The 23830-nt window shown below is 64.5% G+C and carries 24 protein-coding genes; 12 read left to right on the top strand and 12 right to left on the bottom strand.

Annotated features, from left to right (window positions below):
* Nucleotides 1–113: 113 nt before the first annotated feature.
* The 5 genes from RA24_RS09850 to trxB all read right to left on the bottom strand — a co-directional run bounded on the left by RA24_RS09850 (nucleotide 114) and on the right by trxB (nucleotide 5923).
* Nucleotides 114–2189, bottom strand: coding sequence for a bifunctional sulfate adenylyltransferase/adenylylsulfate kinase (locus tag RA24_RS09850; protein WP_039152443.1), 2076 nt, complete (start codon nucleotides 2187–2189; stop codon nucleotides 114–116).
* 236 nt (nucleotides 2190–2425) lie between these two features.
* The gene (locus RA24_RS09845; RefSeq protein ID WP_039191234.1) at nucleotides 2426–4105 is read right to left on the bottom strand and encodes an adenylate/guanylate cyclase domain-containing protein; all 1680 of its coding nucleotides are present in this window, start codon (nucleotides 4103–4105) and stop codon (nucleotides 2426–2428) included.
* A gap of 56 nt (nucleotides 4106–4161) precedes the next feature.
* Complete coding sequence (locus RA24_RS09840) at nucleotides 4162–4599, bottom strand: RES family NAD+ phosphorylase (RefSeq protein ID WP_082009022.1); 438 nt, start codon at nucleotides 4597–4599, stop codon at nucleotides 4162–4164.
* Between the two features lie 44 nt (nucleotides 4600–4643).
* Nucleotides 4644–4976 (bottom strand): ribonuclease E inhibitor RraB, encoded by a 333-nt coding sequence (locus tag RA24_RS09835; RefSeq protein WP_039191232.1) that lies wholly within the window; start codon nucleotides 4974–4976, stop codon nucleotides 4644–4646.
* Between the two features lie 5 nt (nucleotides 4977–4981).
* On the bottom strand, nucleotides 4982–5923 hold the full coding sequence (gene trxB / locus RA24_RS09830) for a thioredoxin-disulfide reductase (protein ID WP_039152411.1): 942 nt from the start codon (nucleotides 5921–5923) through the stop codon (nucleotides 4982–4984).
* Between the two features lie 243 nt (nucleotides 5924–6166).
* On the opposite strand from trxB, the gene RA24_RS09825 reads away from it, so the two are divergent.
* Nucleotides 6167–6667, top strand: a complete 501-nt coding sequence (locus RA24_RS09825; RefSeq protein ID WP_019296031.1) for an Lrp/AsnC family transcriptional regulator — start codon at nucleotides 6167–6169, stop codon at nucleotides 6665–6667.
* A gap of 56 nt (nucleotides 6668–6723) precedes the next feature.
* On the opposite strand, the gene RA24_RS09820 is transcribed toward RA24_RS09825, so the two are convergent.
* The 5 genes from RA24_RS09820 to lgt all read right to left on the bottom strand — a co-directional run bounded on the left by RA24_RS09820 (nucleotide 6724) and on the right by lgt (nucleotide 10915).
* A complete protein-coding gene (locus RA24_RS09820; RefSeq protein WP_019296032.1) occupies nucleotides 6724–7500 on the bottom strand; it encodes a Hint domain-containing protein in 777 nt (258 codons plus the stop codon).
* A 266-nt stretch (nucleotides 7501–7766) separates the two neighbouring features.
* Nucleotides 7767–7901, bottom strand: coding sequence for a hypothetical protein (locus RA24_RS22905; protein ID WP_019296033.1), 135 nt, complete (start codon nucleotides 7899–7901; stop codon nucleotides 7767–7769).
* Between the two features lie 298 nt (nucleotides 7902–8199).
* Nucleotides 8200–8955 carry a peptidoglycan editing factor PgeF gene (gene pgeF / locus RA24_RS09815; RefSeq protein WP_039191230.1) on the bottom strand — a complete coding sequence of 252 codons (756 nt, stop codon included), beginning with the start codon at nucleotides 8953–8955 and terminating at the stop codon, nucleotides 8200–8202.
* Entirely contained in the window at nucleotides 8952–10019 is a 1068-nt protein-coding gene (locus RA24_RS09810; protein ID WP_039191228.1) for a class I SAM-dependent methyltransferase, read from the bottom strand. Before RA24_RS09810 ends, pgeF begins: the two co-directional genes overlap by 4 nt.
* Complete coding sequence (gene lgt / locus RA24_RS09805) at nucleotides 10016–10915, bottom strand: prolipoprotein diacylglyceryl transferase (RefSeq protein ID WP_039191226.1); 900 nt, start codon at nucleotides 10913–10915, stop codon at nucleotides 10016–10018. The genes RA24_RS09810 and lgt overlap by 4 nt, the downstream gene beginning before the upstream one ends.
* Before the next feature lie 112 nt (nucleotides 10916–11027).
* Here lgt and RA24_RS09800 point away from each other — a divergent pair, with 112 nt between their 5' ends.
* The 8 genes from RA24_RS09800 to RA24_RS09765 all read left to right on the top strand — a co-directional run bounded on the left by RA24_RS09800 (nucleotide 11028) and on the right by RA24_RS09765 (nucleotide 16577).
* Nucleotides 11028–11273 carry an accessory factor UbiK family protein gene (locus RA24_RS09800; protein ID WP_019296037.1) on the top strand — a complete coding sequence of 82 codons (246 nt, stop codon included), beginning with the start codon at nucleotides 11028–11030 and terminating at the stop codon, nucleotides 11271–11273.
* A gap of 130 nt (nucleotides 11274–11403) precedes the next feature.
* Nucleotides 11404–11757: a hypothetical protein gene (locus tag RA24_RS09795; protein WP_019296038.1), complete on the top strand. Its 354-nt coding sequence runs from the start codon at nucleotides 11404–11406 to the stop codon at nucleotides 11755–11757.
* A gap of 118 nt (nucleotides 11758–11875) precedes the next feature.
* Nucleotides 11876–12427 (top strand): 2OG-Fe(II) oxygenase, encoded by a 552-nt coding sequence (locus RA24_RS09790; protein ID WP_019296039.1) that lies wholly within the window; start codon nucleotides 11876–11878, stop codon nucleotides 12425–12427.
* Nucleotides 12428–12562: 135 nt separating this feature from the next.
* Nucleotides 12563–13639 (top strand): DUF2652 domain-containing protein, encoded by a 1077-nt coding sequence (locus tag RA24_RS09785; protein ID WP_039169267.1) that lies wholly within the window; start codon nucleotides 12563–12565, stop codon nucleotides 13637–13639.
* 295 nt (nucleotides 13640–13934) lie between these two features.
* Nucleotides 13935–14435, top strand: coding sequence for a YbjN domain-containing protein (locus RA24_RS09780; protein WP_019296041.1), 501 nt, complete (start codon nucleotides 13935–13937; stop codon nucleotides 14433–14435).
* 40 nt (nucleotides 14436–14475) lie between these two features.
* Nucleotides 14476–15291: a pyrroline-5-carboxylate reductase gene (gene proC / locus RA24_RS09775; RefSeq protein WP_039191224.1), complete on the top strand. Its 816-nt coding sequence runs from the start codon at nucleotides 14476–14478 to the stop codon at nucleotides 15289–15291.
* Nucleotides 15284–15622 carry a tRNA-binding protein gene (locus RA24_RS09770; RefSeq protein ID WP_039191222.1) on the top strand — a complete coding sequence of 113 codons (339 nt, stop codon included), beginning with the start codon at nucleotides 15284–15286 and terminating at the stop codon, nucleotides 15620–15622. Before proC ends, RA24_RS09770 begins: the two co-directional genes overlap by 8 nt.
* A gap of 1 nt (nucleotide 15623) precedes the next feature.
* Nucleotides 15624–16577, top strand: a complete 954-nt coding sequence (locus RA24_RS09765) for a 2-hydroxyacid dehydrogenase (RefSeq protein WP_039191220.1) — start codon at nucleotides 15624–15626, stop codon at nucleotides 16575–16577.
* A 72-nt stretch (nucleotides 16578–16649) separates the two neighbouring features.
* Here the strand turns inward: RA24_RS09765 and RA24_RS09760 are convergent, their stop codons facing one another.
* Nucleotides 16650–17255: a thymidine kinase gene (locus RA24_RS09760; RefSeq protein ID WP_039191218.1), complete on the bottom strand. Its 606-nt coding sequence runs from the start codon at nucleotides 17253–17255 to the stop codon at nucleotides 16650–16652.
* Between the two features lie 369 nt (nucleotides 17256–17624).
* On the opposite strand from RA24_RS09760, the gene RA24_RS09755 reads away from it, so the two are divergent.
* From RA24_RS09755 to RA24_RS09745, 3 genes are all read left to right on the top strand, one after another.
* Nucleotides 17625–18089 (top strand): hypothetical protein, encoded by a 465-nt coding sequence (locus RA24_RS09755; protein ID WP_019296046.1) that lies wholly within the window; start codon nucleotides 17625–17627, stop codon nucleotides 18087–18089.
* A complete protein-coding gene (gene arsH / locus RA24_RS09750) occupies nucleotides 18082–18810 on the top strand; it encodes an arsenical resistance protein ArsH (protein WP_039191216.1) in 729 nt (242 codons plus the stop codon). The genes RA24_RS09755 and arsH overlap by 8 nt, the downstream gene beginning before the upstream one ends.
* Nucleotides 18811–19441: 631 nt before the next feature.
* Entirely contained in the window at nucleotides 19442–20161 is a 720-nt protein-coding gene (locus tag RA24_RS09745; RefSeq protein WP_039152432.1) for a trypsin-like serine peptidase, read from the top strand.
* A gap of 187 nt (nucleotides 20162–20348) precedes the next feature.
* Here the strand turns inward: RA24_RS09745 and carB are convergent, their stop codons facing one another.
* Complete coding sequence (gene carB, locus RA24_RS09740; protein ID WP_039191214.1) at nucleotides 20349–23705, bottom strand: carbamoyl-phosphate synthase large subunit; 3357 nt, start codon at nucleotides 23703–23705, stop codon at nucleotides 20349–20351.
* Nucleotides 23706–23830: the final 125 nt, after the last annotated feature.

The raw sequence follows: 23830 nt of genomic DNA, 5'->3' as shown, positions 1-23830 counted from the left end.
GGCGCTGCCGCCGCCCCAGTAAACACGTGTGTTCCGGGCCGTTTCCTGCGCCGGGAAACGGAAGCGGCCCGCCAATTGGCGGGCCGCTCTCATGTCTCGCTGTGCCGTCAGGCTCAGGCCTTGATCAGGCCCATGCTTTCCAGCTTCAGCAGAACCTGGTGAGCGCAGTTGTCGACGTCGACGTTTTCGGTCTCAACCGACAGTTCCGGGTTGGCCGGCACGTCGTAGGGGTCGGAGATGCCGGTGAATTCCTTGATCTTGCCTTCACGGGCCAGTTTGTAGAGGCCCTTGCGGTCGCGGCGCTCGCATTCCTCGATCGAGGTGGCAACGTGCACTTCGACAAAGGCGCCGAACTGCTCCACGTCCTCGCGCACGGCGCGGCGGGTGGTGGCGTAGGGTGCGATCGGGGCGCAGATGGCGATGCCGCCGTTCTTGGTGATCTCGGAGGCCACATAGCCGATGCGGCGGATGTTGAGGTCGCGGTGCTCTTTCGAGAAGCCCAGTTCGCTCGACAGGTTCTTACGCACGATGTCGCCATCGAGCAGGGTCACCGGGCGGCCGCCCATTTCCATCAGCTTGACCATCAGAGCGTTGGCAATGGTGGATTTGCCGGAACCGGAGAAGCCGGTGAAGAACACGGTGAAGCCCTGCTTGGAGCGCGGCGGCTTGGTCTTGCGCAGTTCCTTGACCACCTCGGGGAAGGAGAACCACTCGGGGATTTCCAGGCCCTCAGCCAGGCGGCGGCGCAGTTCGGTGCCGGAGATGTTCAGGATGGTGACGTTGTCGCGGTCGGCGATCTCGTCGTTCGGCTCGTACTGGGCGCGCTCCTGCACATAGACCATGTGTTTGAAGTCGACCATTTCGATGCCCATTTCGCCCTGGAACTCGCGGAACAGGTCCTGCGCGTCATAGGGGCCATAGAAATCGTCGCCGGCGGAGTTCTTGCCGGGGCCTGCGTGGTCGCGGCCGACGATGAAATGGGTGCAGCCGTGGTTCTTGCGGATCAGGCCGTGCCAGACCGCCTCGCGCGGGCCGGCCATGCGCATTGCCAGGTTCAGCAGCGACATGGAGGTGGTGGCGGCCGGGTATTTGTCCAGCACCGCCTCGTAGCAGCGCACGCGGGTGAAGTGGTCGACGTCGCCCGGTTTGGTCATGCCGACCACCGGGTGGATCAGCAGGTTGGCCTGGGCTTCGCGCGCGGCGCGGAAGGTCAGCTCCTGGTGGGCGCGGTGCAGCGGGTTGCGGGTCTGGAAGGCAACAACCTTGGTCCAGCCCAGCTTGCGGAAGTAGGCGCGCAGCTCGTTCGGGGTGTCGCGGCGGCCGCGGAAGTCATAGTGCACGGGCTGCTGGATGCCGGTGACCGGACCGCCCAGGTAGACCTTGCCGGCCTGGTTGTGCAGGTAGTTCACCGCCGGATGCGCGTCGTCATCGGCGCCAAAGACCTTCTCGGCCTCTTTTGCCTTGTTCGGCACCCAGTTGTCGGTGACGGTCATGGTGGCGAGGATCACGCCTTCCTGGTCGCGCAGGGCAATGTCCTGGCCCGCTTCCAGCTTGGCCGCGAAATCTTCGGACACATCCAGGGTGATCGGCATCGGCCACAGCGAGCCGTCGGTCAGGCGCATGGTGTCGACGACGCTGTTGTAGTCGGCTTCGGACAGGAAGCCCTTGAGCGGGTTGAAGCCGCCGTTCATCAGCAGTTCCAGGTCGCAGATCTGGCGCGGGGTCAGATCCCAGCTGACCAGGTCGGCTGCTTCGACTTTCAGTTTCTGGGCGCTTTCGTAGGAAACATAAAGCTCAGGGATGGGAGCCAGATTGCTTTGCATCGGATGGGTCCTGTGTTTGAGAGGGGGGAGGCCGCTAGCGGAGCCGGTGAGTTCCGCATGCAGCGCGTTGTATTCTGCGAGCTTGCGGGCAAGGAATTGATCGGTGAGCCGCACTTTTTCCGCAGCACCCCGGGTGGTCAGCGAATAGGCAAACCGCTGCCGCTTGTCGGGACCGGGGCGGGCGCTGATGGTGATCAGGCCACTTTCGGCCGCAGCGCGCAGCAGGGTGTTGAGCCGCCCCAGCGAGATCCCCACCGCCGCGGCGGTGGCGCGCTGCGAGGCGTCCGGCGCCGTATCGAGCTGGCGCAGGAGGCGGAACAGCAGGTCTTCGCCTTCCGGTGTGGATATGGATGCGGTTTCGGTCACGAGCGACAGCAGTACGGTCAACGGGTTAAAAGTGTGTTCACGCGTGAACGCATTACATGGTTTGCTGCGGAAGCAAAGGGGGAATTGGCCGCAGCTGGCGAAAATCTGCTGCGTTGCAGGGCTGCAACGGGCGCGGGTAGCAGGTCTGCTTGTTCTCCCCCGGCGTGCTGGGATGGATAGCTGGCGCGGGCTGGACCGGCAGGGCAAACACCCGTTTTGCGGTTTGGACGCCGGGCCTAACGCTGTTCTCCGGCCAGGGTGCGGGGCAGGGCGGCGGCGTGGGGCACGGGCAGGGCGTCCAGCGGCCTGGAAACGCCGCGCAGCTGGAAGGTTTCCAGCGGCAGATGGTCCGAATCATAGCCTGCGGCCTCCAGCACCCGGGCGGAGATCAGCAGCTCGACACCGAGTTCCTTGGTCTTGGCCTCGAGCCGGCTGGCAGTGTTGACGCTGCCGCCGATGATGGTGCGCGGGGCATGGGCGGCGCTGCCTATCTCGCCGAGCACCAGTTCGCCCAGATGCACTCCGATCCCGATGCGGACTTCCGGTTCGCCGTCGGCGGCCAGCTGGGCGTTGAAGTCCTGCAGCGCGGTGCCGATGGCGGCGGCGGCCTCCAGCGCGGCGCGGGCCGAGCGGGCAGGGGAGCGCTCCTCGAACAGCGCCAGCAGCCCGTCACCGAGGTATTTGTCCACCGTCCCGCCGGCATTGGTAATGGCGGGGGCGATGGCGTCGAAGAAGCGGTTCAGCAGGAACACCACGTCATAGGGCAGCTGTCCCGCTGTGCGGGCGGTGAAGCCGCGCATGTCGAGGAACAGCACCGCAAGCTGCTGCTCGCTGCCCTGGCTGGCATGGGCGCGGCCCTTGCGGCCGTCAGGGCGGAACAAGCGGGTGACCGTCAGCGGCGTCTGCGGGCGGATCTGGCAGGCCAGCCGCATGTTGGCAGGCGCTTTGACCCGTTCGAGGCTACGGGCCTCGGGCGGTTCCGGGGGCGGCAGATGCTCGCCGCCCTCGTCCACCACCACGCGGCAGGTGGTGCAGCGCCCCTTGCCGCCGCAAAGGGAGGTGTGCTGGACGCCGCCCGCGCGTGACATTTCCAGCAGGGTCATGCCGCGCTCGGCGCGGATCTCCGGACCGAAGGCGTAGCGGATGGTGACCGCCCGGCGGCGGCGCAGCAGCTTGCGCAGGAGATAGGCGGCGGCGGTGACGCCAAGCAGTGCAAAGAAGATCGAAAGCCAGAGCGTCTCTGTCTCGAACATCTGTGCAAAGGCCTGCTGGCTGGGCCAGTTGAAATCCGCCATCAGCGCGGCGCGCTCAGTGCCTTCAACAAACAGATCATAGATGCGGCGGCCCTCTGTCAGCAGGCCGGCAAAGGCGAAGGCGGGGATGAACACGGCCACGCCTGCCATCCAGGGGATCAGCGGGCGCCACCAGCGGGTGAGGCGCAGCCAGTAGTGCAATCCCATGCAGCCGTGGATCCAGACTGCCAGCAGCAGCAGGCTTTGCTGCCAGATCTCGGGCGAGGCCCACATCAGGATGATCTGATAGGGCATCTCGTCATTGGTGCCGTAGACCTCGTGCGAGTAGCGGGTAAAGACGATGTGGGCGATCAGCTGCAGCGGGATCAGGAGGCCAAGCACAGTCTGCAGCGCCTCGCCCCAGCGCATCCGAAGGGTGCGGCGGCGGGCCAGGTTCCACAGCGCGAGGCCTGCGTGCAGGATCAGCGACGCATAGAGGATCAGGCTGCCAATCAGGCTGCGGGTGATCACTTGGCGGGCGTCCTGAAACTCGTCCATCCATTCGGGTGAGATCAGGCCGAGGCCGATGTTGAGGAAGTGAAAGAAGGCATAGGTCAGCAGCACCAGCCCGGTGACGATCCGGGTGCGGGTGATCCAGTTGCCTTGCCAGAGCGCGCTTGCCACCCGGGTCCTCCTGTTCGCGGTTTCCGGGTGCAGACTGCGGGCGCGCGGGGGCGGGGTCAATGCCCGGTTGCAGGCGGTGAGAGCCACGGGGCGGGCGGACCGGCAAGGGAAAGCACGGGCAGGCCGCTGCCGAACAAGACCAAATGGGTTAAGTCCGGGCGAGAGCGGGATGAGTAGAGCAGCCCCTGCGCCCCCTCCGTCCGGGCGGTATCAGAAAAGACCCAGGTCGGTGAAGGAGTGCCTCTGGCACGGATGTCCTGCCAGACCGCGGAGACCTCTGGCCGGCCGCGCAGATCCGCCAGTCGGATGTCTTTCACCTGCAGGGGCAGGATGATGCGCGGCGGGTCATCGGAAGAGACATAGCGGCGGATGGCAATGCCCGCTCCCTCTGCGCTGAGCGAAGTATAAAGCGCCAACTGGCCGCTGTGGTGAAAACGGCCCTCAGGAGCGCGGGCCGGAGCCAAGGGCCGATCCGCCTGAGAGCGGAAAAGAATGCGCCAGACGGTGCCGGAGAAGTTGAGAAGACCAGCTGCCGGGGTCAGCCCTCCAGCCCCCAGCCGTCCGGTGCAAACCCGTGGGAGAGGGCCGCGCGGGTGGCCAGTTCCTCGCCGATCCAGATGCCGGTGGCAGAGATGATCTGGTCCTGCAGGGTGGCGGACAGATAGGCGGGATCCTCGCCGTCAGCCTCGAAGAACTCGCAAGCATAGCCTTCGCGGCTCAGTTCCTCGGCCAGCGGGCGCCAGTCGGCGCCGGTGCGGGCGGGGACGAAGAAATAATCCACGTCCGCCACCTCCGGCAGGCCGTGTTCGGCCTGCAGATCGTTGAATGCCGCAACGGTTTCAGCCCGTTGCGCGGTGAAATCATGCGGCATCCCTGTTACTCCTGCTCGGCCAGGAAGCGTTCAGCGTCGAGCGCCGCCATGCAGCCCATGCCGGCCGAAGTGACCGCCTGGCGGTACTTGTGGTCGGTCAGGTCGCCGGCGGCGTAGATGCCGGGGATCGAGGTCTCGGTGGAGCCGGGCTTCACCTTTACATAGCCGCCGTTGTGCAGCTCCAGCACGTCCTTGACCAGCTCGTTGGCCGGCGCGTGGCCGATGGCGACAAAGACGCCCTTGCAGGGGATTTCCTTGACTTCGCCGGTCTGCACGTTCTTGACCACGACGCCCTCAACCCCCAGCGGATTGTCGGTGCCGACAACCTCTTCGAGGGTGTGGAACCACAGAGTCTCGATCTTTTCGTTCTTGAACAGGCGGTCCTGCAGGATCTTTTCGGCGCGCAGCTCGTCGCGGCGGTGGATCAGGGTCACCTTGGAGGCGAAGTTGGTGAGGAACAGCGCCTCTTCCACGGCGGTGTTGCCGCCGCCGATCACCACGATCTCCTGGCCGCGGTAGAAGAAGCCGTCGCAGGTGGCGCAAGCGGAAACGCCGAAGCCCTTGAACTTCTCTTCGCTCTCCAGGCCGAGCCATTTGGCGCGGGCGCCGGTCGCCAGGATCACCGCGTCGGCGGTGAAGGTGGTGCCGCTGTCAGCCTTGGCCACAAACGGGCGCTTGGTGGTGTCGAGCGAGGTGATGTAGTCGCCAATCACTTCGCATCCCATCGCCTGGGCGTGCTCCTGCATCTTGATCATCAGGTCGGGGCCCTGCACCTCGGTGAAGCCGGGGTAGTTCTCGACCTCGGTAGTGGTGGTCAGCTGGCCGCCGGGTTCAATCCCCTGGACCAGGACCGGTTCCAGCATGGCGCGGGCAGCATAGACCCCCGCAGTATAGCCGGCAGGCCCGGAGCCGATGATCAGAACCTTGGTGTGGCGCGTCTCGCTCATGTGTTGTGTCCCCAACTAATGCAGCCTGGCGGGCGTGCCGCCGTCAGGCAATGCATATAGCGGCAGGGCGGGCAGGCTTAAACCCCCAAGGGGCTGTATGCGGCGGGATGCGGAAATGCGGGGAACGGGAAGATTTCAGTCTTGCGCCCTTGCGCCGCAAAGAATATTGCGCGGCGATGAAACAATATTGCGCAGCCCGGCGGCGGTGCTATAAGAAACGCAAATCTCACAGGAGTTTCCAGCATGGTCACAACCCGTCTTGATCCGATTGATCGCAAGATTTTGTCGGAGCTTCAGGCCGATGGGCGGATGACCAACGTGGAACTGGCCAAGCGGGTCGGGATTTCGGCGCCGCCGTGTCTGCGCCGGGTGCGGGCGCTGGAGGAGGCCGGGCTGATTCACGGCTACCACGCAGATGTGAACTCCCGCGAGCTGGGGTTCGAGGTGCAGGTGTTTGCCATGGTGGGGCTGGAGAGCCAGGCCGAGGCGGAGCTGAGCGCCTTTGAAGAGAAATGCCGCAGCTGGCCGTTGGTGCGCGAGTGCCACATGCTGAACGGCGAGGTGGATTTCATCCTGAAATGCGTGTCGCCGGACCTGAGCACGTTCCAGAGCTTCCTGACCGGCGATCTGCTGACCACGCCGAATGTGGCCAGCGTGAAAACCTCGCTGGTGATCCGCGGCGCCAAGGATGAGCCGGGCGTGCCGTTTGAGGTGCTGGAAGAACGTCTGGCACGCGAGGCCTGAGGCAGTTCTTCAGGTGAGGGCGGCAATGGCGGGCGAGCCCGCCCGCCGCTCCCGGTTCATAGAATGGCAGGCCCCGGCTGGCTGATGCTGTCAGCCCTTGGGTGCGCCAGCGGGCCGAATCCCTGGATGCTGTCGGCATGGGCAAACAGGTTCAAGAACAGCGTCTTGATTGCATAGCTTGCCAGTTTCAGCGCGTCGGGGCCCGGGTGGTAGCTTTCAAATGCGAGGCCGCCGACGGTGATCACCGCATGGCGGGGCAGGCACAGGTGGTAAAGGTCGACCGGCGCCGGCGGCGCGGTTTCAAAGATGCTCATGCCGTCCTGGAATTCCGAGGCCAGGGTCAAGAGCTGGCCGTCGCCTGATCCTTGCATGTGCGGCGGCGTGCGCAGCAGGCGCGCCGCGGGGCCTGCCACCAGGCTGGCAGAGGGTTTCTGCAGGCCCAGGCTGTCGGCCATGAAGCTGGTCAGGGTGCAGCTGCGGCTGCCGGAGCGGCCGGGCAGCACGCTGGTGCGGCCGATCCACAGCAGCGGCTGGCTGCCGCCGTCGCGGGTCAGGAGTTCATCGCCGGGCAGCAGATCCTCGACCGCGATCGGGCCTTGCGCCGTTTCCACCAGCGAACCGCGGGAGAAGGCGCTGAAGGCGTCCTCGAACAGCGGCAGGGCCGGGGCGATATGGCGGGTTTCCGAGATGCCGCCGCCGGGCAGCAGGCAGCTGACCTCATAGCGGCGCAGCTGCGGCTTGTTCGCGCTGCGCAGCGCAGCGGGGTCCTGCAGGATTGCAGTGGCTTCGACGGCATTGGCTGCAGCCCTGTGCAGCGAGTGCGGGATGGTCATGACAGCAGACCTCTCCTTTCAAACTGCCCGCTTGCATCGGCCCCCACCGGCAACGCAGACGTGCTTGAACGATATGATGCGCCCAAATTGGCAGCAATTAATTCGAATTGTCAAAAAATCTGAATCAAACTGGTTAACGGCGGGCGGCGGGGCTGCGGCAGTTTCAGCGGGCCGCGCCTTCAGGCCGGTTGGATGCCCCGTTGGCGGCTGGCCGGGCTGGCGCAGCTGCACCAGGGGTGCCGCTGCCGGGGCATCCGTCCCCGGCGTTAACCCAGTTTCCGTGCTGCAGGCTGAAGCTGCGCCTGGCCGCGGCGGCGGCGGGCGGCAACCCAGGGCAGGGTCACGGTTTCGCTCTTGGCGGAGCGGGTGATCGAGGCAATGAAACGCTTGTTCATCTTCATGGTCAGTCTGTCCTTCGCCCTGCAGCTGCACCCGTGTCGCCGGGCGGCTGCGGTTTTGTTTGTTCTGACCTGTTTATGGGTAATCTTTGCGCCCGGATTATGACCCGCCGGGGGCATTTTCGGCCAAGCCGCAGGCCGGGGGGCGGCTGGCGTGCGGCTTTACCTGCGATTGCAGGAGGCTGATTTCAAAGGGAAATGCCAGCGCGGCATGGCGGGTTTCCGTAGCGGAAACAGTGAATGCGGCGGAATTTAATAAAATCCGCCACAATTGCGCAGATCCGCATTGGTTAACGCGGGCTTAAAGCCGGATGCAGGAGATCAGACGGCCGTAGTCGGCCTCTTTCGCGTGGGTGGCGCGGCGGAAGGAGAAAAACTTCTCCGCATCCGAATAGGTGCAGTGGCGGCTCCACTCAGCCGCGCCGATCCCCGCCTGGCGCAGTTTGTGCAACCCAAGGCCGGGCAGATCGAACAGGTAGCGGTCGCCTTCGCCATTGGCAAAGAAGCGGGCGTAGGCGTCGTCCTGCATCATGAAGTCGTCAAAGAACTCCGGTCCGACCTCATAAGCGCGCTGGGAAATGGTCGGGCCGATCACCGCCGCGGTGTTTTCGCGCCGCGCGCCGAGGCCTTCCATCGCTTCCAAAGTGGCTTCCAGCACCCCGTCCAGGGTGCCGCGCCAGCCCGCATGGGCGGCTCCGATGACGCTGGCCTTCGGGTCGGAGAACAGTACCGGCTGGCAGTCGGCGGTCAGGATCGACAGGGCAAGACCCGGCACATTGGTGACCATCGCGTCTGCCTGCGGCCGGTCCTGCGAGGGTTCCGTCACCACCTGGACATCGGCGCTGTGGACCTGATGCACGGCGCTGAGGTGTTCCGGCGGCACATCCATCGCGGCGGCGACGCGGTTGCGGTTGATCTGCACCGCCTCGCGCTGGTCGGTGGAGCCGAGGCCGCAGTTCAGGCCGCGGTAGATACCGGATGACGCGCCGCCCCTGCGGGTGAAAAACCCGTGCCGCACCGGGCCAAGCAGATCGGACGTGAGAATTTCAAGCGTCATGGGTTCAATCCTGGCAATGGGGCGGCCTGGGGCGGGTAGAGGCCGAGCACTTTGAACAGGTTTCCCATTTCCTCCGGGTGCGTCAACCGCCGATGTGCGGCGATCAGGGAGTCCAGCGCCGCACCCTGCAGCGGCGCGGCCAGGGCACGGGCGCGGTCTGTGATGCCAAGCCGTTCCAGGAACACGCCCTGCGGGGTGAGGGGGGTAAAGGCGCAACCTGCGGTTTTTGCAGCCATTGCCAGCGCCTCAAAATCCACATGCGCTGTTAGATCGGCCTCTCCCGGCGTCTGCAGCGGATCGGCGGGTTCATGCGCGCGCAGGGCCTGCAGGGTATCCCCCAGAGCGCGCCAGTCGCCGTAGTCCACGATCAGCGCCGCACCGCCGTGGGCAGCGATTCGGGCCGCGATGGACTGGGTGATGGGGGCGGCGGCCTCGCAAAGTTCGACAAGATCGCCGTTCTTTGTGTCTTCCAGCCGGTGCGCCAGCACGGGCTGTGGCGCGGCGGGGCTGAGGCCGAAGGCAAGCGCGCCGTCCTGCAGGCCGATACGCTTTTCGCTCCAGCCGTCGCCTGCGCGGATGAACTGGCGGATGGGCAGGGCGTCGAAAAACTCGTTTGCCACCAGGAACAGCGGCTGATCGGGCAGGGCACCCACGCTGTCCTGCCACCGGGGCGCGTGGTCCTCCAGCGCCTTGGCTTGCACGCCGCGCAAGGCGGGCGAGGCCTCGACCAGGTGGATCTGCATGGCGGCGTGAAAACCCGGCACGCCGCGGGTGGCGCGCAGGAGGTCGGCCATCAGGGTGCCGCGGCCGGGGCCGAGTTCGGCGAGAGTGAAGGGCGCAGGCGCGCCTTGATCCAGCCAGGCCTGGGCTAGGGAGAGGCCGAGGAGTTCGCCGAACATCTGGCTGATCTCAGGCGCGGTGGTGAAATCGCCCTGGGCGCCCAGCGGGTCGCGGGTGGTGTAATAGCCGAACTGCGGGTGCAGCAGGCAGTCGGCCATGTAATCCGCCACCGACATCGGGCCATCGGCGCGGATGCGGGCGGCAAGGTGGTCCCCCAGGCTCATGCGGTGCTCCGGGCCGCGCGGCGGGCGCGGATCAGGAACCAGAGGCCGATGGCGATCATCGGCAGCGACAGCGCCTGGCCCTGGGTGAGGCCGATGCCGTCAATGTGCCAGGCCAGACCCAGCGGGTTGCCGGGGGTGACGAACTGGGCGTCCGGCTGGCGGAAGAACTCGACAATGAAGCGGGCAAGGCCATAGCCGGCGAGAAACACGCCCATGAGGCGGCCCGGGGTGTGGAAGGCGCCGCGGCGCCAGGCAAGGTACAAGAGCAGGGCGCCAAGGATCAGCCCCTCCATCAGCGCCTCATATAGCTGCGAAGGGTGGCGGGCGCAGAGCTCTCCCAGCGCCTGGCCGCAGTCCTGTGCCGCCTGCCCGGGGAAGGCAACACCCCAGGGCAGATCGGTCGGGCGGCCCCAGAGTTCCGCGTTGATGAAGTTTGCCAGCCGCCCCAGCAGCAGGCCCGGCGCGACGGTATGGGCGACCAGATCGGCGATCTGCAGTTTCGGGATGTTGTGGCGTGCAGCATAGATCAGGGTTGCCACGATCACGCCGATGAGGCCGCCGTGAAAGGCCATGCCGCCCTGCCAAATCTTCAGGATCTCCGCAGGGTTCGCCAGGTAATAAGCCGGCTGGTAGAACAGCACGAAACCGAGCCGCCCGCCCGCAATCACGCCGAGGATGATCCAGGTCAGCAGATCCTCGACCTGCTGCGGTTTCATCGGCGGCTGGTTTGCGGGCCAGAGGCCGGGGCGGCGCAGGGCGGCCACGGCGAGGCGCCAGGCGATGACGATGCCCGCGATATAGGCCAGCGCATACCAGCGCAGGGCAAACTCGAGCGAGCCGAGGGAGATCGAGAAAATCTCGGGCGAGAGGTCGGGGAAATGGATCATGGCCTGCATGGGCGTCTGAATGCCTTTGGTCCTTGGGGGAAGTCAACGGGGGGAAAGTCAACGGCTTGCAGCCGCGCGCGTGCTTCCCCATATAGGGATCAACCCCGAGACGGAGAAGAACATGCAGACCCGCAACAAGATCCTGGACGATATTTCGCAGCTGATGACCAACGCGATGGGCGTGGCCCAGGGCGCCAAGGATGAGGCGGACACCGCGCTGAAAAGCATGATCGACCGCTGGCTGGCCGACCGCGATTTCGTCACCCGCGAGGAATTCGACGCAGTGCGCGCAATGGCCCAGAAAGCACGCGAGGAAAATGAGGCGCTGAAGGCCCGTCTGGACGCGCTGGAAGCCGCACAGAAGTAAGTCAGGGCGCGGGCAGATTGCCCGCCGTATGGTGTTATAAGGCTTGCTGCAGGGAAACCTGTGGCGGGCTTTTTTGTTTTCGCATTAAGCTTTAGCGTGCGGGAGGACACGGAGGCTAAAAGTAAGCAAAATGCGCATCACCGTTGCAATCGAAGAGCTTAGCGGAAACGAGTTGCCGCCATGCGGCGAAGCGTTCTGGCTAGCCGACCTTCCAGCTCACCGAGCCTTTGCCAAAAGCCTCTGGAAGCGGAATGCAGCGGTGCCGAATAGCGCATTGTTTGCCATAAAGCCGCACGAGGCGCTTTCTGACAGGCTTTTGGATCAGTTCGAGCAGGTAGAGCTTCACTTCTCCGAGTGGAGCGAAGTTATGTTTGTAAGAACTGAACTCGCACGCGAGCTGTCCGCGTATTTCGCAGCCCGCGGCTTTGCCACCGAAATCGTCAAAAACGGGTTTGTGGTGCGGCGGTCTGTCTCCCGCGCATAGCTGCCCTGCGGGCCTGTGGATAAAAACTGGTCGCTTTCCGCCTGCGGGGTCGAAAACTGCGCAGCGGTTTGCAGGCCGGGCGGTACATGCTGCCTCAGTTTCATCAGAGGATCACAGCATGGTTTCTGTCTATACGGTGCCGGGGGCGTTCAGCACGCAGGAATGCGCCGAAATCATCCGCAAATCAGAGGAGGCGCCGGACAGCGAAGCGCTGCTGGTCGGCCAGACCCGCGATCACAACCTGCGCCGCGGCAGCGTGGTGTGGCTGGACGATGTGCCGGGCACCGGCTGGGTGATGGACCGGCTGATCTCTGTGGTGCGCCGCGCCAACAAGGAGCGCTTCGGCTTTGATCTTCGCGAGTTTGCCGAAAGCCCGCAGGCGGCCAGTTACAAGGCTGACGATGCGGGCCATTTCGCCTGGCATTCCGACATCGGCGACGGGCCGGTGGCGGGCAAGCGCAAGCTGAGCCTGGTGGTGCAACTGAGCAAGCCCGGATCTTATGACGGCGGCGATCTGGAAATCATGCCGGGCGCCCATGTGGTGGCCGCCAGCCGGGTGCAGGGCAGCGCCACGGTGTTCCCGAGTTTCCTGCTGCATCAGGTGACGCCGGTCACCCGCGGCACCCGCAAGTCGCTGACCGTCTGGGCGCATGGCCCGGCCTTCCGCTGAAGGGCTGACAGACCTGTCGCGCGGCCTATGGCACGCGCGGACCGTCATTCATGCGCAAATTGCGATGTGTTCTGCTATACTGGTCCCGGGCTGCCCTGGCGGCGCCCGGGGTTTGTTCAGCGGGGGACTGGTACAATGACGGCACAAAACGGCTATATGCTGATTGCGGATATTTCCGGCTACACGCAATTTCTGACCTCATCGGAGCTGGACCACGCCAATCCGATCCTGCAGTCGCTGCTGCAGGCGGTGGCGGAGCAGGTCGGGGAGCCGCTGCACTTCTGGAAGCTGGAAGGCGACGCGGTGCTTGCCTATTCATCCCGAGCAGAGCTGGTCTCCGGCGATCTGATGCTCACGTTTTGCGAGAACCTCTATAACGCCTTTGCCGCCCGGCGGCAGGATATCGTGGCCAATACCACATGCCCCTGCCGCGCCTGCGCCAATGCCGGCGGGCTGGATCTGAAGGTGATCGTCCACTACGGCGCCTTTGACGAGATGCAGGTGGGTCCGGTCAAGGATCTGTCCGGCGCCGACGTGATCCTGGTGCACCGGATGACCAAGACCGAGGCCGCGGCGGAAACCGGCGTGCGCAGCTATGCGCTGTTCAGCGATGCGGCGGTAGAGGCGATGCAGCTGCAGGCAGCGATGCAGCCCTATTCGCAAGCCATCGAGCATTTCGGCGATGTCTCCATGCAGGTCTATGACCTGGCCCGCGCCTGGGAGCACTTCCGGGCCGGGCAGGCGCGGGATTTCCTGGAAGAGTCAGACGGGGTCTGGACCTACCGGCGCCGGTTCGACGCCTCGCCGCAGCTGGTCTGGGAGGCGCTGACCGCGCCGGAGTTCAAGCTGCGGTGGATGGATCAGGTCAGCGCCATGCGGATGGAGAACCCGCAAGGCCGCCTGGGGCCGGGATCGGTCTATCACTGCGCCCATTCGCTGGCGGAGTTTGTGTACAGGATCACGGACTGGCAGCCCTTCGACTATTTCTCGACCCGGATCAAGGACCCGGCCCGGGACGGCGTTGAGCTGCCCGAGACCTACCAGCTGACGCCGGACGGGGACGGGACTGCGCTGCGCTATACGATGGGCCGGGCCTATGACCGCGCGGGCAACCGCTCTGAGGCCTCTGAGCAGGAGGCCGCCGGGTTCCTTTCGGAATTCTGGCCGGTATCCTTTGACGCGATGGACCCGCAGGTGTCGCGGCTGTCCTGAACCGGCAATTCACAAGGGGTAGATCAAGGCACAAAATACAGGGCCCGGGCGGCTGTCCGGGCTTTACCTTTGCAGCCGCCCGTTTCATAGTCGCGTAGCCGGCATTTAGGGGGCTGTGGATAGTTCATCCACAAGTTATTGCAGATATCCCCAAAATAAAGGGTTGCCAGATCACCTTTTCGGCTCCACCATATCTAGTATGGGAGCGGGGATGCCTCCCCGGCCCATAGCACAAAAACCTAGCTATAGGGTGCCTATGTGCCCTGATGTGCTAGGCAAAAAGAGAGGTGGCATCATGGCACTATCCGAGCTTCACCTGGAAGAAGACGTCCATCCGATCGACATTGTTGAGCATCTGGCGTCGCACCACGACTGGGACTTTGACCGGGTCGGGGACGATCAGATTGCGATGTCGGTGGAAGGGCAGTGGCGCACCTATTCGCTGACGCTGGCCTGGTCGGGCTATGAAGAATGCCTGCGGCTGGTCTGCAGCTTTGAGATGGAGCCGCCGGAGGCAGAACTGCCGCGGCTTTATGAGCTGATCAACTGCATGAACGACCAGTGCTGGGAAGGCTCCTTTACCTATTGGGCAGACCACAAGCTGATGCTGTTCCGTTACGGGCTGATGCTGTCCGGCGGCCAGATGGCCAGCCCGCAGCAGATCGACGCGATGCTGAATGCAGCCGTCGCCAATGCGGAGCGCTACTATCCGGCGATCCAGCTAGCGGTCTGGGGCCAGCGCAGCCCGCAGGAGGCGATGCAGGTCGCCATTGCAGAGGCCTACGGCCGGGCGTAAACCTGTGCCCTGAACCTGACACCAAGGGGAGGGGCTTAAGATGGATATGCAGGATATTGCTGCACGCGGCCTGGTGCTGCTGGGCTGCGGCAAGATGGGATCGGCGATGCTGGCCGGATGGCTGGAGGGCGGATTGCCCGCATCCTCGGTCTGGGTGATCGACCCGCACCCGTCGGACTGGCTGAAGGGCACCGGGGTTCACATCAACGCAGAACTGCCCGCGGCGCCGGGCATCGTGCTGATCGCGGTGAAGCCGCAGATGATGGGCGAGGCGCTGCCCACGCTGCAGAGCTACGGCAACGGCACCACCCTGTTTATCTCGGTGGCGGCAGGCACCTCGATCGCAACCTTCGAGGATGTGCTGGGTGCGCAGTCGCCGATCGTGCGGGCGATGCCGAACACGCCGGCCGCCGTCGGGCGCGGCATTACCGCGATTATCGGCAACAGCCACACCAGCGACGCCGACCTCGACCGGGCCGAAGGGCTGCTGAAGGCCGTGGGTCAGGTTGTACGGCTGGACAACGAGGGCCAGATGGATGCCGTCACCGGCGTCAGCGGCTCCGGTCCCGCCTATGTGTTCCACCTGATCGAAACCCTGGCAGTTGCGGGCGAGGCGCAGGGGCTGCCGGCGGAGCTGGCGATGCAGCTGGCCAAGGCAACCGTCGCAGGCGCCGGCGTGCTGGCAGAGGCGGCAGAGGAAAGCCCCAGCCAGCTGCGCGTCAATGTGACCAGCCCCAATGGCACCACCCAGGCGGCGCTGGAAGTTCTGATGGATGATGACGACGGTTTCCCGGCGCTGCTGAACCGTGCGGTGGCGGCGGCCACCAACCGCTCCAAGGAGCTTTCTCGTGGCTGAGATCAACTTTGATGACTTCCTGAAGGTCGACATCCGCGTGGGCGAAGTGGTCCGTGCGGAGCCGTATCCCGAGGCGCGCAAGCCGGCAATCAAGCTCTGGGTCGATTTCGGGGAAGAAATCGGCGTAAAAAAGAGCTCAGCGCAGATTACGGCGCATTACATGCCGGAAACGCTGGTGGGCAAGCAGGTTCTGGCCGTCGTAAACTTCCCGCCGCGGCAGATCGGCACGTTCATGTCAGAGATCCTGGTTCTGGGCCTGCCGGATGAAAACGGAGAGATATTCCTGGCCGGGCCTGATGGACAGGTCCCGCTGGGCGGGAGGATGCACTGAGATGAAAATCTGGATTGCGCGGCCGATGACGGCAGCGGTCACGGCACGGGCGCGGGAGGCGTTTGCTGATCTGGAAATCCGTGAGACCAACGCGGTGATGAGCGAGGCGGAGATGCTGCGCGCGCTTAGCGAGTTCGACATCGTGGTGCCGACGCTGGGCGACAAGTTCACCGCGGAGATCTTTGCCAAGGCGGGCACGCCCCGCTGCAAGCTGCTGGCAAACTTCGGCGTCGGCTACAACCACATCGACGTGGAGGCCGCGCGGGCGGCGGGTGTCGAGGTGACCAACACGCCGGGCGCGGTCACTGATGCCACCGCCGATATCGCGATGACGCTGATCCTGATGTCGGCGCGCCGCGCTTCCGAGGGCGAGCGGATGCTGCGCAAGGGCGATTGGGAGGGCTGGCACCCGACCCAGATGCTGGGCCTGCACGCCACCGGCAAACGCGTCGGCATCGCCGGCATGGGCCGGATCGGCCAGGCGATTGCGCGGCGCTGCCATTTCGGCTTTGGCATGGATGTGTCCTATGTGGCGCGCTCCCCCAAGGAACTGGACTTCCCGGCCGACCGCGCCGAGAGCCTGATTGCCATGGCGGGCGAGGTGGATTTCCTGGTGGTGGCGGTGCCGGGCGGGGCCGAGACCACGCATCTGATCAACGCGGAGGTGCTGAACGCGATGCAGGGCCATGCGCATCTGATCAACATCGCCCGCGGCGAAGTGGTGGAAGAGGCGGCGCTGATCGAGGCGCTGCAGAACCGCAGTATCGGCGGTGCGGGTCTGGATGTTTATGAGTTCGAACCCAAAGTGCCGCAAGCTCTGATTGATCTCGACAACGCCACCCTGCTGCCGCATCTGGGCACCGCGACGGAGGAAGTGCGCAGCAACATGGGCCATATGGCGCTGGACAATGTTGCGGCCTATCTGGCTGGCGAGGCCCTGCCGAACCGGGTCTGAGGCCGGTTTTTGGAACCGGGGCTCCGCCCCGGACCCCGGGAGTATTTTGAACCAGAAAGAAGCGGCAGCGGGTTATTCCGCTGCTGTTTTTCTTTTAGGCAGGTCTCCCACCGCCTCGCGCCAGTGGCGGCGGCAGAGCGAGACATAGGTCTCATTGCCGCCGATCTGCACCTGGTCACCTTCGGTCATCACCCGGCCCTGATCGTCCTGACGGACCACCATGGTGGCCTTCTTGCCGCAATGGCAGATGGTGCGCACCTCGCGCATTTCATCTGCCAGCGCCAAAAGGGTGGCGGAGCCGGGAAAAAGGTTGCCCTGGAAATCCACCCGCAATCCGTAGGCCAGCACCGGCACCCGCAGATCATCGACCACGCGGGCCAGCTGCCAGACCTGCGCAGGCTCCAGGAACTGGGCTTCATCCACGAAAATCGCGGCCAGCGGACCGCGGGCCAGGCGCGCCTTGATGCGGGCAAAAAGGTCGTCACCGGCGGCGAACATGTCCGCCTCCTCGCCGATGCCGATGCGGGAGGCGATTCTGCCCATACCTGCGCGGTCGTCCAGGCGGGCGGTGAGCAAGTAGGTCTCCATATGGTTTTCGCGGTAATTGTGCGACGCCTGCAACAGTACCGTCGACTTGCCCGCGTTCATGGTGGAGTAGTTGAAATAGAGCTTGGCCATGGCGGCGGGTTTACCCGCATGGCGGCGCCGGGGAAACCGGTTTCTTGGCGGAAACAGTGCAGGACTTGCGGCCTGAGAAGGCTCACCGGGGCAGACGCGGCCGGGGTGGAACAAAACCCCTGTTAGCGGCCAACGCCATTTGCCCCGGAGAGCGCAAGTTCCGGGCAGACCAATTACCCTGAAGGCAGGCCGTCACTCACTCCGTCCTGCTTTGCACTGGACAACAGATGCCAATTGCACCATGTCACTTGCTAAATCCCTGAAAACCTGAGGGATGGATAAGGTATCGCAATTCCTCTACAACTCAGAAATGGGAAAACAATCAGTTCGTTCCCCTAAGGGGCGGCGGGCAAGCCAGGTAGGACGTATATGGCTGAAATCGGGACGTATCTGAAGAAGCACACAGAAGCGCTGGTGAAGGATGTCGGCATCGAAGCCGCCTGCCAGATCACCGGCAAGTCGAAGGCGACGCTGGGGCGCTATTATTCGGACAATGCAGAGCACGCCGACCGGTTTATGCCAGTGGATGCGGTGGCCAAGCTGGAAAGTGCGGCGTCCTTTCCGCATGTGACCTCGGCGCTGGCGGATCTGAAGAACATCACGCTGTCCTACAACGGCAACGGCAGTGCTGAGGAAACCGGCCGCAGCGGCGGTGTGAACTCGGACGTGATTGCCCTCAGCCAGCGGTTTGCCCAGCTGATGTGCGAATACCAGGCTGCAATGGAAGACGGCATCATCACCGTGAACGAGGCCAAGCGCCTGCTGCGCGAGACGGTGCTGCTGCAGCAGGTGCTGCTGGACATGAAGCTGCATCTGGAAGAAGAAAGTGCCTGACACACCGGATCTGAGCGACCTGCCCGGCATTGCGGAAGGGCAGCTGCATGGAATCGACGTGGAGACGCTGGCAGCACCGGATGATCCGCGCCATCCGCCGCGCATCCTGCTGCTGTATGGTTCCCTGCGCGAGGTGAGCTATTCCCGCAAGGCGGCAGAGGAGGCGGCACGGGTGCTGCGTGCGCTTGGCTGCGAGACGCGGATCTTCGACCCCTCAGGCCTGCCTTTGCCCGATGATGCGGGCGCGGCGGAGCATCCCAAGGTGGCGGAGCTGCGCGAGCTGGCGGTCTGGTCCGAGGGCATGGTCTGGTCCAGCCCGGAGCGCCACGGCGCGATGACCGGCATCATGAAGCTGCAGATCGACTGGCTGCCCCTGTCCCTGCAGGGCGGCATCCGCACCACTCAAGGCAAGACGCTGGCGGTGATGCAGGTGTCGGGCGGCTCGCAAAGCTTCAATGCGGTCAACCAGATGCGCATCCTGGGCCGCTGGATGCGGATGCTGACAATCCCGAACCAAAGCTCGATCCCCAAGGCCTGGCTGGAGTTCGAGGAGGGCGAGCGCCTGCCCGACGGCCCGTTCTACCGCCGCCTGGTGGATGTGATGGAAGAACTGGTCAAATTCACCTGGCTGGTGCGCGGCCGCAAGGCGTACCTGGTGGACCGCTACTCTGAGCGGGTCGAAAGCGCCGAAGAGGTGCACAAGCGGGTGTCGCAGAAATAACCCGGGGCAGGGTGCCCGCGGCCAGATGAACAAAGCCCCGGCAGCGCCGGGGCTTTGTTGTTCAGATCAGCGGGATCAGCGGCACATCGCAGGCGGCCAAGGCCAGGAGGGCGGACAGCAGCAGGGTCAGGCGCATTCGGGGGCTCCTTTGAAAGGTGGATTTCCCATCCTTGCCGCAGGCAAACCCGCGGCGCAAGCGCGGCGGCGGTGAAGTGCCGGGCGATAGGCTGCGGGCCGGTTCCCCTTATGGGTGTGCCTTGCGGTTAAGTAATTGGGCGCTGCTGTTTCCGGCCATTAGCCGGTTGTTAAGGCTCATTTGCGCCGCAATTGGGCCGCGAAGTTACCAGCGGCGCCGGAACTTGCGTAAAACCAGCGAAAACCGCAGATTTTCCTCCTAACGAAACGGATAGGATTTTCCTGTGTTTTTAAGGGAATTTTCCAAAATTTGACGGCGCCCGTTAAGTAAATAAGGAGTTTACAGGCGCAAGTTCCGGCAAAACGAGCACCTGTTAAGATCCTGTTAACCTTGTCATATTCTGCGCATCTTTCTGCCAGCGCGGCACCGCAGCAGGCCCCATTCCAGCCTCACAGCTCACCGACATTGGAGATGTGGGAACATGGAGTGAAAGTCATGAAACGACTACTGGGAATAGCCGCCGCCTTAGCCATCGCAACCGTTTGCAGCGCCGGCAGCGCGGCCGCAGGAGGGAAGGGGACCGCAGTGCAGACGGTGCCGGGGTGGCAGGCGGTGGGCCGTCTGAACATCGGCGGCCGAGCGATGTGCACGGCGACGCTGATTGCGCCGGATCTGGTGGTGACAGCGGCCCATTGCATGTTTGATGTCCGCCATGGCCGCCAGGTTAACCCGCGCAGCATCCGGTTCGAGGCTGGCCTTAACGGCCGCCAGTCCAAGGCCGCCCGCAAGGTGGCCAAGGCAGTGATCCACCCCGGCTACCGCCACGGCCAGACCAGCCAGTTCCAGACCGGCACCGATATTGCCGTGCTGCGCCTGGACCGTGCGATCAGCGGCGATGTTGTCCGCCCGCTGTCGCTGGCGGCTGCACCGCAGAAGGGCGCGCATGTGGACGTAATGTCCTATTCGCACAGCCACGCCACGTCTCCCCGGCTGCAAAGCGCCTGCCAGGTGCTGTCGGCGCGCCAGAGCTCGGTCATTACCTCCTGCCGGGTGGATTACGGCGCGTCCGGCTCTCCGGTGCTGCAGACGCGGCCCGGGCGGCTGCCGCAGCTGGTATCGGTGATTTCCTCCAAGGCCCGGATGAGCGGCCGCGGTGTGTCGCTGGCGGCGCCGCTGGGGCATGAGCTGCAGGCGCTGATCCGCCAGGCGGGCTGAGGCAGGCCCGCGCACAGATACTGTTGCTGCCGGAGCGCGGCATCAGAATGCGAAACAGCCCCGCTTGGTTCCCCCGGGGCTGTTTCCATGTCCGGCGGCAAGGCCGCACCGCAAAGCAAAAAGCCCCGGGAAATCCCGGGGCCTTTCTGTTTAAATCCGTGACGGCAGGGCGTCTGCGGAAGCGTGTTCACCCCTGCAGCGACTTCACCTCGACATCCCCTTCGGCCTGCGCCTTGATCGCACGCGCAGCGGCGTTGGAACCGGCCGCGGTGGTGAAGTAAGGGATCTTGTCGTAAAGCGCGACGGAGCGCATTTCCTTGCTGTCTTCAACGGCTTGCGCGCCCTCGGTGGTGTTCATCAGCAGCTGGACGTCGCCGTCCTTCAGCATGTCGATGACGTGCGGGCGGCCCTCATAGACCTTGTTGACCAGATCACAGGCGACACCCTGGCTGTCCAGCCAGGACTGGGTGCCGCGGGTGGCGACCAGGGTGAAGCCCTGCTCGACCAGGATCTGCGCGGCTTCCAGCATCAGCTTGCCCTTGTCGGCGTCCTTGATCGAGATGAAGGCGCGGCCCTTGGACGGCAGCACCATGCCGGCGCCCATCTGCGCCTTCAGGAAGGCGCGGGCAAAGGAGCGGTCCCAGCCCATCACTTCGCCGGTGGAGCGCATTTCCGGGCCGAGGATGGTGTCGACGCCCGGGAAGCGGGCAAAGGGCAGCACCGCTTCCTTGACCGAGAACCAGGGCATGTCCGGGTCCGCAAGCGTCATCGGGTCGGCGATCGGGGTGTTGACGTCATAGCCTGCGTCCGGGCCGTAGGGCGGGCGCATCGGGAAGTTCGACAGCGGCTCCCCGGCCATCACCCGGGCGGCGATGGAGGCGATGGCGCTGTCGGTGGCCTTGGCGACAAACGGCACGGTGCGCGAGGCGCGCGGGTTCACCTCGATCAGGTAGATCTCATCGTCCTTGATCGCGAACTGCACGTTCATCAGGCCGACCACGTTCAGCGCCAGCGCCAGGGCGTTGGTCTGGACCTTGATCTGCTCGATCATGTCCTTTTCAAGCGAGTAGGGCGGCAGCGAGCAGGCACTGTCGCCGGAGTGCACGCCGGCCTCCTCGATGTGCTGCATGATGCCGGTGACGTGCACGTCCTTGCCGTCGCACAGCGCATCGACGTCCAGTTCGACCGCGCCGGCCAGGTAGCTGTCCAAGAGCACCGGGCTGTCGCCGGAGACCACGACGGCCTCGGCGATGTAGCGTTTCAGCTGGTCCATGTCGCGAACGATTTCCATCGCCCGGCCGCCCAGAACATAGGACGGTCGGATCACCAGCGGGAAGCCGATTTCGCCTGCGATTTCCAGTGCTTGCTCGTCGGTGGAGGCGATGCCGTTCTTCGGCTGCTTCAGGCCCAGCTGGTTGACCAGCGCCTGGAAGCGCTCGCGGTCTTCGGCCAGGTCGATGGCGTCGGGGGAGGTGCCCAGGATCGGGATGCCTTCCTCTTCCAGCGCGTTTGCCAGTTTCAGCGGGGTCTGGCCACCGAACTGCACGATAACGCCGTGCAGGGTGCCGTTGTCCTGCTCGACCCGCAGGATTTCCATCACATGCTCAAACGTCAGCGGTTCAAAATACAGCCGGTCTGAGGTGTCATAGTCGGTCGACACCGTTTCCGGGTTGCAGTTGATCATGATGGTCTCATAGCCCGCATCGGTCAGCGCAAAGCAGGCGTGGCAGCAGCAGTAGTCGAACTCGATGCCCTGGCCGATCCGGTTGGGGCCGCCGCCGAGGATGACAACTTTCTTCTTGTCCGAGGGGCGCGCCTCGCATTCGACGTCGCCGAATGCCGGTGCCTCGTAGGTCGAATACATGTAGGGCGTCTGCGCCTCGAACTCGGCGGCGCAGGTGTCGATCCGCTTGAACACGGCGTTGACGCCCGCGGCGCGGCGGGCCTTGCGGACGTCGGTTTCTTTCTGGCCGGTCAGCTTGGCGAGGCGGGCGTCGGTGAAGCCAAGCATCTTGAGCGCGCGCAGGCCGGCTTCGTCAGACGGCAGGCCGTTGGTGCGGATTTCCGCTTCGGCCTCGACGATCTCGCGGATGCGGGCCAGGAACCAGGGGTCGAATTTGGTGACCGCCTGGATTTCGTCATCAGACAACCCGTGGCGCATCGCCTGGGCGATGGTGCGCATACGGTCGGGGGTCTGCTGGCCGATCGCCTTGATCACCGCGGCGGTGTCGCCTGCCGGTTCCCACGGGCCTGCGCCGACGCCGTCTATAGCGACTTCATCAAAGCCGGTGAGGCCCGATTCCATCGAGGCCAGCGCCTTTTGCAGCGATTCATGGATGGTGCGGCCGATGGCCATCGCCTCACCCACGGATTTCATCGCAGTGGTGAGGTAGGGCTCGGAGCCCGGGAACTTCTCGAAGGCGAATTTCGGGATTTTGGTGACGACATAGTCGATGGTCGGCTCAAACGAGGCAGGCGTCACCTTGGTGATGTCGTTGTCCAGCTCATCCAGGGTGTAGCCCACCGCCAGCTTGGCTGCGATCTTGGCAATCGGGAAGCCGGTCGCCTTGGAGGCCAGCGCGGACGAACGCGAGACCCGCGGGTTCATCTCGATCACCACCATGCGGCCGTCGGCCGGGTTCACCGCCCACTGCACGTTGGAGCCGCCGGTTTCCACACCAATCTCGCGCAGCACGTTGATCGAGTGGGTGCGCATGATCTGGTATTCTTTGTCGGTCAGCGTCAGCGCCGGAGCGACGGTGATCGAGTCGCCGGTGTGCACGCCCATCGGGTCGACGTTTTCGATGGAGCAGACGATGATCGCGTTGTCCGCCTTGTCGCGGACCACTTCCATCTCATACTCTTTCCAGCCCAGGAGGCTTTCGTCGACCAGGATCTGGTTCACCGGCGAGGCATCCATGCCGGAGCGGCAGAAGTGGATGTAATCGTCGCGGTTGTAGGCGACGCCGCCGCCGGTGCCGCCGAGGGTGAAGGCCGGGCGGATGATCGCGGGCAGGCCGATTTCATCGAGGGCTTCCAGCGCGATGCGGACGCCTTCGTCCAGGTCGGCGGTGCCGTTTTCACGCTTGGGCGCGGTGACGATGGTGGCCTTGGGGTTCTCAATACCGAGCCGGTCCATCGCTTCGCGGAACAGCTTGCGGTCTTCGGCCATCTCGATGGCGTCGCGCTTGGCGCCGATCATCTCAACGCCGAATTTCTCCAGCACGCCCATCTCTTCCAGCGCCAGCGAGGTGTTGAGGCCGGTCTGACCGCCCATGGTTGGCAGCAGCGCGTCGGGGCGCTCTTTCTCGATGATTTTGGCGACAACCTCAGGCGTGATCGGCTCGATATAGGTGGCGTCAGCCAGGCCCGGGTCGGTCATGATGGTGGCCGGGTTGGAGTTCACCAGGATGACCCGGTAGCCTTCTTCGCGCAGCGCTTTACAGGCCTGGGCGCCGGAGTAGTCAAACTCGCAGGCCTGCCCGATGACAATGGGGCCTGCCCCGATGATCATGATCGACTGGATGTCGGTTCTTTTGGGCATGGCAGGCTTCCTCTGGTTTTTCGCGCGGGCAGGCTTTGAATCACGGGCGCTGGCGTGCGCCCAAATTGTCCTGCGTTATAGGGACCGCGCCGAAAGGTTCAAGGGGTATCGGAAACGGAATTGGA

It is taken from the genome of Leisingera sp. ANG-M6 (assembly GCF_000813905.1).
Classification (GTDB): Bacteria; Pseudomonadota; Alphaproteobacteria; order Rhodobacterales; family Rhodobacteraceae; genus Leisingera.
The sequence above is the reverse complement of the archived record's forward strand: the minus strand, read 5'-3'. Positions and strand labels throughout refer to the sequence as shown.